This is a genomic window from Streptomyces sp. NPDC001903 (assembly GCF_042891345.1).
Lineage (GTDB): Bacteria > Actinomycetota > Actinomycetes > Streptomycetales > Streptomycetaceae > Streptomyces.
Genome location: NZ_JBIASZ010000001.1, coordinates 620,437 through 633,861, shown reverse-complemented (window position 1 = coordinate 633,861; position 13,425 = coordinate 620,437). Strand labels below are relative to the sequence as shown.

The following is a 13,425-nucleotide window of genomic DNA, read 5'->3' as shown; positions in this document are numbered from 1 at the left end:
ACCAAGCACACCTGAGGAGACAGTCATGCGCGCGGTCGTCGTGAGCCAGTGGGGCGGACCCGAGGTTCTCACCGAGGTCGAGACGGAGCGGCCGGAGCCGGGCCTGAACGAGATCCTGGTACGGGTCCACGCGGCCGGCGTGAACCCGGTGGACTGGAAGACCCGGGCCAGCGGCGGCCTGATCGCCTGGGGCGAGGTCCCGATGGTCGGCTGGGACGTCTCGGGCACCGTCGAGGCGGTCGGCCCCGGCGTGACCCTGTACCGCGCGGGCGACGAGGTCTACGGCATGCCGAACTTCCCGCGCCAGGCGGGCGGCTACGCCGAGTACGTGGTCGCCCCGGCCCGGCACTTCGCCCGCAAGCCGGCCTCCCTGGACCACGTGCAGGCCGCGGCCCTGCCGCTGGCGGCGCTGACCGCCTGGCAGGCCCTGGTGGACACGGCCGGGGTCACGGCCGGGCAGCGGGTGCTCGTCCACGCGGCGGCGGGCGGGGTCGGCCACCTGGCCGTGCAGATCGCCAAGGCGCGCGGCGCGTACGTGATCGGCACGGCCAGCGCGGCCAAGCACGGGCTGCTGCGCGAGCTGGGCGCCGACGAGGTGCTCGACTACCGCACGACGGACTTCGAGGACGCCGTCTCCGACGTGGACGTGGTCATCGACGCGGTGGGCGGGGACTACGGCCGGCGCTCGCTGAAGGTGCTGAAGCCCGGCGGGCACCTGGTGACCCTGCCCGGCCCGGACGGCCTCCCGGCCGACCCGCAGGGCGTGCACGCCTCCTGGGTGCTGGTGGAGCCGGACCTCAAGGGGCTCCAGGAGATCGCGGCGCTGGCCGACCGGGGCCTGCTCCGCCCGCTGATCGACACGGTGCTGCCGCTGGAGCAGGCCGCCAAGGCCCACGAGATCGGCGAGCAGGGCCGGACCACCGGCAAGATCGTCCTCACGGTGGCCTGAGCACCGCCGAGCGCGCTTGGCCGGCCCGGGATTCAGGGGCCGGTCACAGGGGCTTCGCGAACACCTGCACGGCCCGGTCACCGGACGCGCCGGTTCCCCCGGGGCCGAGGGTGGTCCCCCTCCGCTCCCGGCGTCCCCCGTTCCACTTCCGGGTCTGGCCGCGCCGCGGCGCTCCCTTACCCGGGGCGGGACCTCAGACGGACGCGGCCGCGGCCCGGGTGGTGGTCGCGATGGTGGCGGAGCCGACCACGCGCGTGCCGTCGTAGAGGACGATCGCCTGGCCGGGGGCCACACCCCGCACCGGCTCCGTGAAGCGCACCCGCAGCTCCTCGTCCACGAGCTCGGCGAAGACCTCGGTCTCACCGCCGTGGGCGCGCAGCTGCGCGGTGTACGTGCCCGGGGCGGCGGCCGTGGAGCCGCACCAGCGGGGGCGGATCGCCGTCAGGGCGCTGACGTCGAGGGCCTCGACGGGGCCGACGGTGACGGTGTTGTTCACCGGGGAGATGTCGAGGACGTAGCGCGGCTTGCCGTCGGGGGCGGGGTGGCCGATCCGCAGGCCCTTGCGCTGGCCGATGGTGAAGCCGAAGGCACCGTCGTGGGTGCCCACCTTCTCGCCGGTCGCCCCGTCGACGATGTCGCCCTCGGCCTTGCCCAGGCGGCTCGCGAGGAAGCCCTGGGTGTCGCCGTCGGCGATGAAGCAGATGTCGTGGCTGTCGGGCTTCTTCGCGACGGCCAGGCCGCGCTCCTCGGCCTCGGCGCGGATCTCTTCCTTGGTGGTGAGGGTGTCGCCGAGCGGGAACAGCGCGTGGGCCAGCTGCTTCTCGTCCAGGACGCCGAGGACGTACGACTGGTCCTTCGCCATGTCGGAGGCGCGGTGCAGCTCGCGGGTGCCGTCCTCGTTCAGGACGACCGTGGCGTAGTGGCCGGTGCAGACGGCGTCGAAGCCGAGGGCGAGGGCCTTGTCGAGCAGCGCCGCGAACTTGATCTTCTCGTTGCAGCGCAGGCAGGGGTTCGGGGTGCGCCCGGCCTCGTACTCGGAGATGAAGTCCTCCACGACGTCCTCGCGGAAGCGCTCGGCGAGGTCCCACACGTAGAACGGGATGCCGATGACGTCGGCGGCGCGCCGGGCGTCGCGGGAGTCCTCGATGGTGCAGCAGCCGCGGGCGCCGGTCCGGAAGGACTGCGGGTTCGCGGACAGCGCGAGGTGGACGCCGGTCACGTCGTGCCCGGCCTCGACGGCGCGGGCGGCGGCGACGGCGGAGTCCACGCCGCCGGACATGGCGGCCAGGACGCGAAGCGGGCGGGGGGCGCGCGGCAGGTTCTCAGTCATAGCACCGTCCAGGGTACGGGGGAACCGCCCGGGGTCACAGCGCGTTATCACGTGCGGGGGGTGGATCACATGGGGAGCAAGGTCGGGGCCGCGCCGGAGGCGGGGCGGAAGGCGGGGCCGCGCAGGACCCGCCGGGCGGTGCTGTTCGGGGGGCTCGGGGTCTTCGCGGTGGCGGCGGTCGCCGGGCAGGACGAGCTGCGGCGGGCCTGGTGGCTGCTGCCGGGCGTGGGCAAACCCCGCAAGGAGGGCGAGGTGGACCACGCGGGCGTGGGCTGGACCTCGGCCTCGCCGGCGAACTGGCGGATGGCGGACCGGCCCGAGGACTACCGGGTGGACCGGATCGTGGTGCATGTCACGCAGGGCAGCTTCGCGTCCTCGGTGGACGCCTTCAAGAATCCGTTCCACCAGGCGTCGGCTCACTACATCGTCGGCCAGGACGGGCGCATAGAGCAGATGGTGCGCGAGATGGACGTCGCCTTCCACTCGGGCAACCGCTCGATGAACGAGCGCAGCGTGGGCATCGAGCACGAGGGGTTCGTGGACCGCCCCCAGGACTTCACGGAGGCGATGTACGCGGCCTCCGCCCGCCTCGCCGCCGACGTCTGCCGCAGGTACGGCATACCCGTGGACCGTTCGCACATAGTGGCCCACTCCGAGGTCCGGGGCACCGACCACACGGACCCGGGCCCCCACTGGGACTGGGACCGGTACCTGGGCCGGGTCCGCTCGGAGCTCGCGGCGGGCGGGGCGGCCCCCGCCCCCGCGAAGGCCTGATCCGGCCTGCTCCGAAAGACGGGGCCCAGGGGGCGCCTCCCTAACTGAGGCCCGCCGTACGGGCCCGTTCGACGGCCGGGCCGATGGCCGCGGCCACGGCCGCGACGTCCTCCTTGGTGGAGGTGTGGCCGAGGGAGAAGCGCAGGGTGCCGCGGGCCAGCTGCGGGTCCGTCCCGGTGGCCAGCAGGACGTGGCTGGGCTGGGCGACGCCGGCCGTGCAGGCGGAGCCGGTGGAGCACTCGATGCCCTGGGCGTCGAGCAGGAGCAGCAGCGAGTCCCCCTCGCAGCCGGGGAAGCTGAAGTGCGCGTTGGCCGGGAGCCGGTCGTCCGGGTCCCCGCCGAGGACGGCGTCGGGCACGGCGTGGAGCACGGCGGCGACCAGTTCGTCGCGCAGGGCGCCGATCTCGGCGGCGAACCGCTCGCGCCGCTCGGCGGCGATCACGGCCGCCACCGCGAAGGCGGCGATGGCGGGCACGTCGAGGGTCCCGGAGCGCACGTGCCGCTCCTGGCCTCCGCCGTGCAGGACGGGTACGGGGCTCTGGTCCCGGCCGAGCAGCAGCGCGCCGATGCCGTAGGGGCCGCCGATCTTGTGGCCGCTGACGGTCATCGCGGCGAGGCCGCTGTCCCCGAAGCGGACGTCGAGCTGCCCGAAGGCCTGGACGGCGTCGGAGTGCAGGGGGATGGCGAACTCGCGCGCGACCGCGGCCAGTTCACGGACCGGCATGACGGTGCCGATCTCGTTGTTGGCCCACATGACGGTGGCCAGGGCCACGTCGTCGGGGTTGCGCGCGATGGCCTCGCGGAGGTCCTCGGGGTGCACGCGGCCGTGGCGGTCGACGGGGAGGTACTCGATCCGGGCGCCCTCGTGCTCGCCGAGCCAGTGCACGGCGTCGAGGACGGCGTGGTGCTCGACGGGGCTGGCGAGGACCCGGGTCCGGGCGGGGTCGGCGTCGCGGCGGGCCCAGTAGAGGCCCTTGACGGCGAGGTTGTCGGCCTCCGTGCCGCCCGCGGTGAAGACCACCTCGCTCGGGCGTGCGCCGAGTGCCTCGGCGAGGGCCTCGCGGGCCTCCTCGACGGTACGGCGGGCACGGCGGCCGGCGGCGTGGAGGGAGGAGGCGTTGCCCGTGGCGGCGAACTGCGCGGTCATCGCCGCAGCGGCCTCCGGGAGCATCGGGGTGGTGGCGGCGTGGTCGAGGTAGGCCATGATCCCCTGATTCTACGAGTCCCCTCCCGGGCCCCGGACCCCCGGTGCGGCGGGGGCCCGGAGCGGCGGGGACCGGGGGTCAGCGCGGGGCGCGGGCCAGTTGGCGGGACTGGGCCACCAGGTGGTCCGTGGAGTCCCAGACCTCGGCGTCCTCTTCCAGGAACCCGCCGGCCAGGTTCCGCGTGGTGATGGAGATCCGCAGCGGGCCCGGGGCCGGGCGGCGCCGGACGTGGGCGGTGAGCTCGATGGTCGGGCTCCAGCCCATCAGGCCCAGGTCGAAGCAGGTCGGCGGCAGCGCGTCCACCGCGAGCAGCATCGACAGCGGGTCGGCGTCGCGGCCGTCGGCCAGCTCGAACCAGGCCCGCATCTCGCCCTTCCCGGACGGCGCGCCGAGCGCCCAGCCCGCCGTCGCCGGGTCCAGGCGGAGCCGCAGCCGGTCGACGATCGCGTTGCTGCCGGGGATCGGCGCCGGGCCGGCCTCCGGGCCGAGGCAGTCCTCGTACGCCGGGAAGACCGGCGGGACCGCGGTGGTGCGGACGTCGTCCGGCAGGGAGGCGAGGTCGCCGTAGGAGGCGACGACCCGGATCCGCTCGATCTCGGCGCCGTTCTCGTCGTACTGGAAGAGGGAGGCCTGGCCGGTGGAGAGGGTGCGCCCGATCCGGACGACCTCGGTGCGGATCACGGCGGGGCCGGGCACCGAAGAGGTCAGGTAGTGGGCGGAGACGGTGAAGGGGTCCGGGTGCGGCAGGGCCGCCGACAGGGCCCGGCCGACCAGGGCCAGCAGGTAGCCGCCGTTCACGGCGGTGATGATCGTCCACCCGGCGGAGAGCTCCGCGTCGTACACGCCGGACTCGTCCGCGCGCGCGGTGACGGTGGTGTCCCGGTCGAATTCGCTGTCGCCGATGGATGCCTGGGCCGCTGCGTATGCCATGGTTTTGAGCCTACAACGAGAGGCTACTAAGCGGTAGCTTTCCTTTGCTGCGCGCTGGTTACGGCTCCTCGGCCACCGAGGAGCGGCGGTTCCAGGCCAGCGGGGCCCGCCAGTGGTAGCGCATGGCGAGGAGCCGGAGCACGAAGGTGGTGATGATCGCCGCGCCGGTGGTCACGCCGTTGAGGCTGTCGAAGGCGATCGACAGGGCCACCATCGCGGCGCCGACGATGGCGGGGACGGCGTACATCTCGCGGTCGCGCAGCAGCGAGGGGACCTCGTTGGCCAGGACGTCGCGCAGGACGCCGCCGCCGACGGCCGTGGCCACGCCGAGCGCGGCGGAGGCGGTCAGTCCGAGGCCGAACTCGTACGCCTTGGTCGTGCCCGTGACGCAGAACAGGCCGAGGCCGGCCGCGTCGAACACGTTGATGGCGCGGTTGATCCGCTGCACCTCGGGGTGGAGGAAGTAGACGATGACCGCCGCGATCAGCGGGGTCACGAAGAAGCTGAGCTCGCCGAAGGCGGCGGGCGGGACGGCGCCGATGACGAGGTCGCGGAAGAGGCCGCCGCCGAGGGCGGTGACCAGGGCGAGGACGCAGATGCCGAAGACGTCGAAGTTCTTGCGTACGGCGAGCAGCGCGCCCGCGGTGGCGAAGACGAAGATGCCGGCGAGGTCCAGGGCATGCTGGATCCCGGGCGGGAAGAGATCGTGGAGCACCGCCCCATTGTGCCGTCCGCCCGGCCGGCGGTCGGACGGGTGCGCTGCGCCACCCCGGCCGGGGGCACGCCGGTGTCCCGGGGCTCGGGGCCCCGGGACACCGGGCGGGTCACTCCGAGACCGTGGCCAGCGCTTCCGCGGCGCCCGGGAGGGCCGGGTCGCCCGGGGCCTGGTCGGCGGCGTTCTCCGGGTGGTGGCAGGCCACCTGGTGGCCCGTGGCCAGCGCCAGCATCGGCGGCTCCTGCGTCGTGCAGACCTGCGTGGCCTTCCAGCACCGCGTGTGGAAGCGGCAGCCCGAGGGCGGCGAGATCGGCGACGGGACGTCGCCCTTCAGCAGGATGCGGCCGCTCTTCGCACCCCGGCGGCGCGGGTCCGGCACGGGCACGGCCGACAGCAGCGCCTTGGTGTACGGGTGCATCGGGTTCTCGTAGAGCGACTTGCGGTCGGTCAGCTCCACGATCTTGCCGAGGTACATCACCGCGATGCGGTCCGACACGTGCCGGATGACCGACAGGTCGTGCGCGATGATCACGTACGTGAGGCCGAGCTCCTCCTGCAGGTCGTCCAGCAGGTTCACCACCTGGGCCTGGATCGACACGTCCAGCGCCGACACCGGCTCGTCGGCGACGACCAGCTTCGGCTTCAGGGCCAGCGCGCGGGCGATGCCGATGCGCTGGCGCTGGCCGCCCGAGAACTCGTGCGGGTACCGGTTGTAGTGCTCGGGGTTGAGGCCCACCAGCGACAGCAGGCGCTGCACCTCGGCCTTCAGCCCGCCCTCGGGCTGGACGCCCTGGAGCTTGAAGGGGGCGCCGACGATCGTGCCGACCGTGTGCCGCGGGTTCAGCGAGCCGTACGGGTCCTGGAAGATCATCTGCACGTCGCGGCGCAGCGGACGCATCCCGGAGACCCCGAGGTGCGTGATGTCGCGCCCCTCGAACTCGACCGTGCCGCCCGTCGGCTCCAGCAGGCGCGTGATCAGCCGGCCCATCGTCGACTTGCCGCAGCCGGACTCGCCGACCACGCCCAGCGTCTCACCGCGCCGGACGTCGAAGTCGATGCCGTCCACGGCCTTGACGGCCCCGACCTGCCGGCGCAGCAGCCCCTTGTTGATGGGGAAGTGCTTGACCAGGCCGGTCACCTTCAGCAGCGGCTGCTCCTCGGCCGCGGCCGAGGAGTCCTTCTTCATGTCGGTCACAGCTTCGGCGCAATCTCTTCGGTCCAGATCCGGGTCCGCTCCTCCTGCGACATGTGGCAGGCGGACCAGTGCCGGCTGTCGTCCTCGGTGAGCTCGGGCCGCTGGGTGCGGGTGATGCCGCCCTTGGGGACGTCGGCGTAGGGGCAGCGCGGGTTGAAGGCGCAGCCGCTCGGGATGTTGATGAGGCTGGGCGGCGAGCCCTTGACCGGGATCAGGCGCTCGGTCTGGTCGCGGTCGATGCGCGGCATGGAACCGAGCAGGCCCCAGGTGTAGGGGTGGCGGGGTTCGTAGAAGACCTTCTCTGCGGTGCCGCGCTCGACGCACCGGCCGCCGTACATCACGAGGATGTCGTCGGCCATCTCGGCGACCACGCCGAGGTCGTGCGTGATCATGATGACCGCGGAGCCGAACTCCTTCTGGAGGTCGCGGATCAGGTCGAGGATCTGCGCCTGGACGGTGACGTCGAGGGCGGTGGTCGGCTCGTCCGCGATGAGCAGTTCGGGGTTGTTGACCAGCGCCATCGCGATCATCGCGCGCTGGCGCATACCGCCGGAGAACTCGTGCGGGTACGCGTCCACGCGCCGGTGCGGCTCCGGGATGCCGACCCGGTCGAGCATCTCGACCGCGCGGGTGCGGGCGGTCTTCTTGTCGACGCCCTGGTGGGTCCGGTACGCCTCGATGATCTGCTTGCCGACCGAGTAGTACGGGTGCATCGCGGAGAGCGGGTCCTGGAAGACCATCGCCATCTTGCGGCCGCGCAGCTTGCGCACGTGGTCGGCGTCGGCCCGTACGAGGTCCTCGCCGTCCAGCACGACCTCGCCCGAGATGTGCGGGCGGCTGCGGGCGTTGCCGGTGCGGTGCAGGCCCATGATGGCCAGCGAGGTCACGGACTTTCCGGAGCCGGACTCGCCGACGATCCCGAGCGTCTTGCCGCGCTCCAGGTCGAAGGAGAGCCCGTCGACGGACTTGACCAGGCCGTCGTCGGTCGGGAAGTGCACCTTGAGGTCGCGTACGGACAGGAAGGCCGTGTCGGACGGCGGCCCGGCCTGCTCGGGCACGAACGCGGGCGCGCTGCCGGTGGTGGGGTTCTCGGTCACGTCAGCCTCACGCGCGGGTCGATGACGGCGTACAGCAGGTCCACGATCAGGTTGGCCATCACCACGAACAGCGCGGCGAGCAGGGTGACGCCCATGATCACGGGCAGGTCGCCCTGGCCGATGGCGGCCACGGCGGCCGTCCCCAGACCCTGGAAGTTGAAGGTCGTCTCGGTGAGCACCGCGCCGCCGAGGAGTCCGCCGAGGTCCAGGCCGAACATCGTGACGATCGGGGTGAGGGTGGAGCGCAGGGCGTGCTTGCGGATGACCACGCCCTCCTTGAGCCCCTTGGCGCGGGCGGTGCGGATGTAGTCCTCGCCGAGGACCTCCAGCATCGTGGCGCGGGTGATGCGGGCGTAGGTGGCGGCGAAGAGGAAGGCCAGGGTCACCCAGGGCAGGATCAGGGAGTTGAGCCAGGCCACCGGATCCTCGGTGAGCGGTCTGTAGTTGGACACGTCCAGCCAGCCGAGGCCGTAGACGAAGATCGCGGGGGCCACCATGCCGGTGAAGAAGATCGGCAGGGAGACGCCGGCGAGCGCGCCGACCATCACCGTGCGGTCGATGGCGGTGCGGCGTTTGAGCGCCGAGACCACGCCGGTGGCCACACCGGCGATCACCCAGATGACCGCCGCGCCGAGGGCGAGCGAGAGGGTGACCGGCATCCGGTCGACCATGGTCTCCCAGACGGGCGCCTCGGTCTTGAAGGAGTAGCCGAAGCAGGGGGCGGCGCAGTGGGTGACATCGGTGCCGCCGTCGTAGTCGCGGCCGACGAAGATGCCCTTGACGAAGGTCAGGTACTGCTCGGAGATGGGCTTGTCGAAGCCCATCTTCACGCGGATGCCCGCCAGGGCGGTCTCGTTGGTCTCGCGGCCGGCGTACATCAGGGCCGGGTCGCTGCCCGTGATCTTGGGGACCGCGAAGAAGATGCCGAAGGTGACCACGGAGACCACCAGCAGCGTGGCGACGACGTTGAACATTCGTCGTATGAGGTAGACGAGCACTGCAGTCGGCCGCCCGGGGCGGGCGGCTGCCGTCCCTTGTGGGAACGGCAGCCGCCGCCTGCGGCCTTCACCTGCCCTTCGGACTAGCGCATGTGCGGTGAAGGCACTTGCCTGTTGTTACGTGACGACTCGACGACTCGGGCCGGTCTGCTTACTTGGCGGCGATGCCGACCGTGGCGAGGTCGATCTTGCCCATGGAGTCGTTGAAGTAGACGTTCGTCAGACGCGGGTTGTGGTAGACGAAGGCCTTGTCGAAGTTGATGGGAAGGTAGAGAGCCTTCTCCATGATCTTCTTGTTGATGTCCGTGTAGAACGGGGCGGCGGCTTCCGGAGTCGCGGCGGCGGCGGCCGTCTTGAACAGCTGGTTGATCTCCGGGTCGTTGATCATCGTGTAGTTGTTGTTGCCGTTCTGCTGGATGAACGATCCGTCAACCAGCGGCTGCAGGAAGCCCGAGCCGGAGTTGTAGTCGGCGCCCCAGCCCATCACGATGATGCCGTAGTTCTTCTTCTTCACGTTCTCGGGCGAACCGATCACGGAGGAGGAGAGCTTGCCGTCGTACTGGTCGATGGTGACCTTGATGCCGACCTTGGCGAGCGAGGCCTGCAGGGACTCGGCCGTCTTCACCTCGGGGGCGCGGTTGTTGCGCACCGCGATGGTGGTCTCGAACCCGTCCGGCTTGCCACAGGCCTTGAGGGCCTCCTTGGCCTTGGCCTCCTGCGGCTCGCCCTTCGTCAGGTTGAAGGGGTCGTAGCTCTTGTCGGCACCGGGGATGCCGGGCGGCAGCATGTTCGCGCCGAGGTCACCGCTGGTCGGGCCGCCGCGGGCGGTCTGCAGGGACTTCGGGTCGGCCGCGTAGATGACGGCCTTGCGGCACTCGATGTTGTCGAACGGCGCGACCGTGGTCGGGAAGGCGAAGTAGCGGATGTAACCCGTGAACGGGTTGTCCGCGTTGGCCTTCAGCTTCTCGTCCTTGAGGACCTTGTTCTTGCCGGCCTGCTGCATGCCCGTGCCGTCGATGGCGAGGTCGATGTCGCCCGACAGCAGGCGCGCGTCCATGTCGTCCGGGTTGGTGGTCACCGTGAAGGAGACCTTGTCCGGCAGACCCTTGCGGATCGTGTCGGTCTTCGGGTCCCAGTTCTCGTTGCGGACGAAGGTCGCGCCCTTGCTCGCCGTGAAGCTCTCGACCTTGTACGGGCCGGTGGAGACGGGCTTGTTGGTGTACGTGGCGCCCGTGTCCTTGGCCGCCGGGACCGGCGAGGAGGACGGCATCGCCAGCAGGTAGCTGAAGTCGGAGTTGGCGCTCGCCAGGTTGAAGACGATCGTCTTGTCGTCCGGCGTCTCGACGGACTTCAGACCCATCTTGTTGGGGTCGGTGTCCTTGTACGGGCCGGGGTACTTCTGGCCCTGGTCGAGGATGTCGATCAGGTAGGTCGGGCCGCCGGACAGCACGTCCTGCGCGAAGACGCGCTCGATGCCGTACTTGAAGTCCTTCGAGGTGATCGGCGTGCCGTCCTCGAACTTCACGCCGTCCTTGATCTTGAGGGTGTAGGTCTTGCCCTCGTTGCTCAGGACCGGCAGACCCTCGGCGAGGTCCGGGACGAGCTTGCTGCCGTCCTTGCCCGGCTTGCTGTCGTACGCGAGCAGCTGGCGCACGTAGAGGCGCTGGATGTCCCACACGAAGCCGTAGTAGGCACGCGCCGGGTCGAGGTAGTCGACGTCCTGCGGCGACCAGAGCTTGAGCTCCCCGCCCTTGGCGTCCGAGGGGTTCACCATGCCGGTGGTGGCGGCGTTGAAGGCGGCGCCGCCCTTGCCCTCGGTCTTCTTGCCGCTGTCACTGCCACCGCACGCGGCGGTCAGGGACAGGGCGGCGATCACGGCGGTGATCGCGAATGCCTGCTTTCTGCGGATCACGTTGGTCCAACCTCCATTGGTGGGTGAATCGTTGAAGCGGGGTTCAGCTGCCCTTGGGGTCGAGTGCGTCGCGCAGCCCGTCCCCGAAGAGGTTGAACGCCAGGACGGTGATGAAGATCGTGATACCGGGGACCACCATGTACGCGGGGTCGTCCTGGTAGATGGGGATGGCGTCGGACAGCATCTTTCCCCAGGAGGCGGTGGGCGGCTTGACGCCGGCGCCGAGGAAGCTGAGGGCCGCCTCCGTCAGGATGTTGGTCGGGATGAGCAGCGTCGAGTAGACGAGGATCGGCGCGACCAGGTTGGGCAGCAGCTCCTTGAGGAGGATGTAGCCGCGCCCGGCGCCGAGGCTGCGCGCCGCCTCGACGTACTCGCGCTCCCGCAGGGAGATCGTCTGGCCGCGCACGATGCGGCCGATGTAGGGCCACCCGAAGAAGCCGATCACGACGATCAGTACGCCCATGCGGACGCCCGAACCCGAGAACCCCCACAGGGAGTTGGGGACGACGGAGACCAGGGCGATGGTGAAGAGCAGCTGCGGGAACGCGAGCAGCAGGTCCATGAGGCGGCTGATGACGCCGTCGACCCAGCCGCCGATGAACCCGGCGAGTGCGCCGAGCAGGCTGCCTATGGTGACCGACACGAAGGCCGACAGGAACGCGACGACCAGCGAGATGCGGGCGCCGTAGACGATCCGGCTGAACACGTCGCGGCCGTTGGTGGGTTCGACGCCGAGCAGGAAGTCGGAGCTCATGCCGCCGAAGGAGCCGAGCGGCGTGCCGAGGTCCGGATCGATCAGGTCCTCGTGGAACTCGTTGGGCGGGTGGCCCAGCAGGCTCACGATCTGCGGCGCGAAGACCGCCACCAGGATCAGGAAGATCACGACCACGCCGCCGGTCAGCGCGACCTTGTCGCGCTTGAGCCGCATCCAGGCGATGCGGCCGGGCGAGCGGCCTTCGATGGCCTTGGCTGGGACGTCGGCTACGGACACGGGTGCGGGTGATTCCGCGCTCGTGTCGTGCAGTGGTGCCGTCATCGTGGTGGGGACCCCTCTCGGCCGACGGGTTGCCGGCCCATGCCCGCCGCTGTGGCGGCGTTGGTGCGGAGTGGCGCTCGGAGTGCGTGGTGACACGCAGGACGCGTGTGAGGTGCAGGAATTGCGGGAAGTGCGGTGCAAAGCCACAAGCAAAAAATCATTTGCCGAACCGGGCCTTGGAGGACTGACCGGCTCTTGGGTGGGGAGTCTTCATCGGCGCTGCGATCAGCCGCCAGACCCGCAGATGAATGGATGCGCAACCGTGATGTGAGGGCCGGGTTCCCGTTATCCGGACTTCGCTCTCGCCTGAGCGGATCAACACCGTCCGTTCGGTACGCAATCGGACATGGCGCCCAACTCGCGGTAGGACCATGCCTTTTGGACCCACAAGGGTGGCGAAATCCGGACAAGCCGAAGGCCGCGGGGAACGATGGTTCCCCGCGGCCTCGGTTGGCTCGATACGGCTGTCCCGGTCGGTGGACCGGGGCTCGGTCAGTAGGCCGGCGCCTGGCCCTCGCGGTCGTAGAACGGGCGCGTCTGGGCGCGCAGCCACATCGCGACGGGATCGTGCTCGTCCGCCAGCGCCACCGTGCACACCGGCACGCCCTCGGGCACCGCGCCGACCGACTGGCGCATCATCTCCCGTACGGATTCCAGCGCGGGCGCGGAGGCGTCGTACAGGTCGAGCCCGACCGCGAGGTACGGCGAGCCCAGCGAGGGCTGCACCCAGGCGCGGCGCAGCGAGCGCACGGCGGGGGTGCGGTGCGCGTGCTGGGTCAGCAGCCCGTAGAACTGCGGGAGCTCCAGAGCGGGCTCGGAGAGCCGCAGCGGGCCGGCCGGCATCCGGTCGAGACCGGTGGCGATGCGGCGCAGGTCGGCCCAGGGGATGCCGAGGCCGCCGCCCTGGGCGTGCGGGTTGAGCCACAGGCCCCAGCGGTCCGGATAGAGGGCGCGGGCGATGTCCCGGCCGGTGACCACCTCGTAGCCCCGGTTCCAGCCGCTGGCGGCGAGCTCCTGGGGGGAGGTGACGCAGGGCGCGTACCCGAGGCCCTCGACCTCCATGCCGCCGTACTGGGCGTCCGGGGAGCCCGGCTGCCCCTGCCAGAGCAGCATCCACAGGCGGCCCTCGGCGAGGGCGTGCAGAAGCGACTCGTAGCTCTCGAAGCGCCCGGGCGTCACCTGGCGCATCATGTGCTCGACCTGCCCGGCCGCGGCCGTGCCTGACGCACTCACCCGGTACCCCTCTTCGTCCGCCCGTCCACCCGTATCGGCACCCAGCTTAAG

The 13,425-nt window shown here is 71.1% G+C and carries 12 protein-coding genes; 2 read left to right on the top strand and 10 right to left on the bottom strand.

The genetic code is table 11. The features are described 5' to 3' along the window. The first annotated feature begins 25 nt into the window (after positions 1 to 25). Positions 26 to 949, top strand: a complete 924-nt coding sequence (locus ACFYZS_RS02935) for an NADP-dependent oxidoreductase (protein ID WP_389006081.1) — start codon at positions 26 to 28, stop codon at positions 947 to 949. 193 nt (positions 950 to 1,142) lie between these two features. Here the strand turns inward: ACFYZS_RS02935 and mnmA are convergent, their stop codons facing one another. After that, entirely contained in the window at positions 1,143 to 2,279 is a 1,137-nt protein-coding gene (mnmA, locus tag ACFYZS_RS02930; RefSeq protein ID WP_389006079.1) for a tRNA 2-thiouridine(34) synthase MnmA, read from the bottom strand. A 69-nt stretch (positions 2,280 to 2,348) separates the two neighbouring features. On the opposite strand from mnmA, the gene ACFYZS_RS02925 reads away from it, so the two are divergent. Then, positions 2,349 to 3,053, top strand: coding sequence for an N-acetylmuramoyl-L-alanine amidase (locus ACFYZS_RS02925; RefSeq protein WP_389006077.1), 705 nt, complete (start codon positions 2,349 to 2,351; stop codon positions 3,051 to 3,053). A gap of 40 nt (positions 3,054 to 3,093) precedes the next feature. Here ACFYZS_RS02925 and ACFYZS_RS02920 read toward each other — a convergent pair whose 3' ends face one another. The 9 genes from ACFYZS_RS02920 to ACFYZS_RS02880 all read right to left on the bottom strand — a co-directional run bounded on the left by ACFYZS_RS02920 (position 3,094) and on the right by ACFYZS_RS02880 (position 13,374). Further along, positions 3,094 to 4,257, bottom strand: a complete 1,164-nt coding sequence (locus tag ACFYZS_RS02920) for a cysteine desulfurase family protein (protein ID WP_389006075.1) — start codon at positions 4,255 to 4,257, stop codon at positions 3,094 to 3,096. Between the two features lie 79 nt (positions 4,258 to 4,336). Further along, complete coding sequence (locus ACFYZS_RS02915) at positions 4,337 to 5,188, bottom strand: thioesterase family protein (RefSeq protein WP_389006073.1); 852 nt, start codon at positions 5,186 to 5,188, stop codon at positions 4,337 to 4,339. A gap of 58 nt (positions 5,189 to 5,246) precedes the next feature. Next, positions 5,247 to 5,903 (bottom strand): trimeric intracellular cation channel family protein, encoded by a 657-nt coding sequence (locus ACFYZS_RS02910; RefSeq protein ID WP_389006071.1) that lies wholly within the window; start codon positions 5,901 to 5,903, stop codon positions 5,247 to 5,249. A gap of 109 nt (positions 5,904 to 6,012) precedes the next feature. Further along, positions 6,013 to 7,089 carry an ABC transporter ATP-binding protein gene (locus tag ACFYZS_RS02905; RefSeq protein ID WP_389006309.1) on the bottom strand — a complete coding sequence of 359 codons (1,077 nt, stop codon included), beginning with the start codon at positions 7,087 to 7,089 and terminating at the stop codon, positions 6,013 to 6,015. 5 nt (positions 7,090 to 7,094) lie between these two features. After that, complete coding sequence (locus ACFYZS_RS02900; protein ID WP_389006069.1) at positions 7,095 to 8,195, bottom strand: ABC transporter ATP-binding protein; 1,101 nt, start codon at positions 8,193 to 8,195, stop codon at positions 7,095 to 7,097. Then, the gene (locus ACFYZS_RS02895) at positions 8,192 to 9,193 is read right to left on the bottom strand and encodes an ABC transporter permease (RefSeq protein ID WP_389006067.1); all 1,002 of its coding nucleotides are present in this window, start codon (positions 9,191 to 9,193) and stop codon (positions 8,192 to 8,194) included. Before ACFYZS_RS02895 ends, ACFYZS_RS02900 begins: the two co-directional genes overlap by 4 nt. Before the next feature lie 151 nt (positions 9,194 to 9,344). After that, the gene (locus ACFYZS_RS02890) at positions 9,345 to 11,105 is read right to left on the bottom strand and encodes an ABC transporter substrate-binding protein (protein WP_389006065.1); all 1,761 of its coding nucleotides are present in this window, start codon (positions 11,103 to 11,105) and stop codon (positions 9,345 to 9,347) included. Between the two features lie 43 nt (positions 11,106 to 11,148). Next, entirely contained in the window at positions 11,149 to 12,141 is a 993-nt protein-coding gene (locus tag ACFYZS_RS02885; protein WP_389006063.1) for an ABC transporter permease, read from the bottom strand. Positions 12,142 to 12,633: 492 nt separating this feature from the next. After that, positions 12,634 to 13,374 carry an enhanced serine sensitivity protein SseB C-terminal domain-containing protein gene (locus ACFYZS_RS02880; RefSeq protein ID WP_134070993.1) on the bottom strand — a complete coding sequence of 247 codons (741 nt, stop codon included), beginning with the start codon at positions 13,372 to 13,374 and terminating at the stop codon, positions 12,634 to 12,636. Positions 13,375 to 13,425 lie beyond the last annotated feature (51 nt).

What these genes read in the sequence shown, in the direction of transcription:
- ACFYZS_RS02915 (WP_389006073.1), bottom strand. Translation starts at nt 5,188, where the DNA reads ATGGCATACGCAGCGGCCCAGGCATCCATCGGCGACAGCGAATTCGAC.
- mnmA (WP_389006079.1), bottom strand. Translation starts at nt 2,279, where the DNA reads ATGACTGAGAACCTGCCGCGCGCCCCCCGCCCGCTTCGCGTCCTGGCC.
- ACFYZS_RS02905 (WP_389006309.1), bottom strand. Translation starts at nt 7,089, where the DNA reads ATGAAGAAGGACTCCTCGGCCGCGGCCGAGGAGCAGCCGCTGCTGAAG.
- ACFYZS_RS02925 (WP_389006077.1), top strand. Translation starts at nt 2,349, where the DNA reads ATGGGGAGCAAGGTCGGGGCCGCGCCGGAGGCGGGGCGGAAGGCGGGG.
- ACFYZS_RS02885 (WP_389006063.1), bottom strand. Translation starts at nt 12,141, where the DNA reads ATGACGGCACCACTGCACGACACGAGCGCGGAATCACCCGCACCCGTG.
- ACFYZS_RS02920 (WP_389006075.1), bottom strand. Translation starts at nt 4,257, where the DNA reads ATGGCCTACCTCGACCACGCCGCCACCACCCCGATGCTCCCGGAGGCC.
- ACFYZS_RS02935 (WP_389006081.1), top strand. Translation starts at nt 26, where the DNA reads ATGCGCGCGGTCGTCGTGAGCCAGTGGGGCGGACCCGAGGTTCTCACC.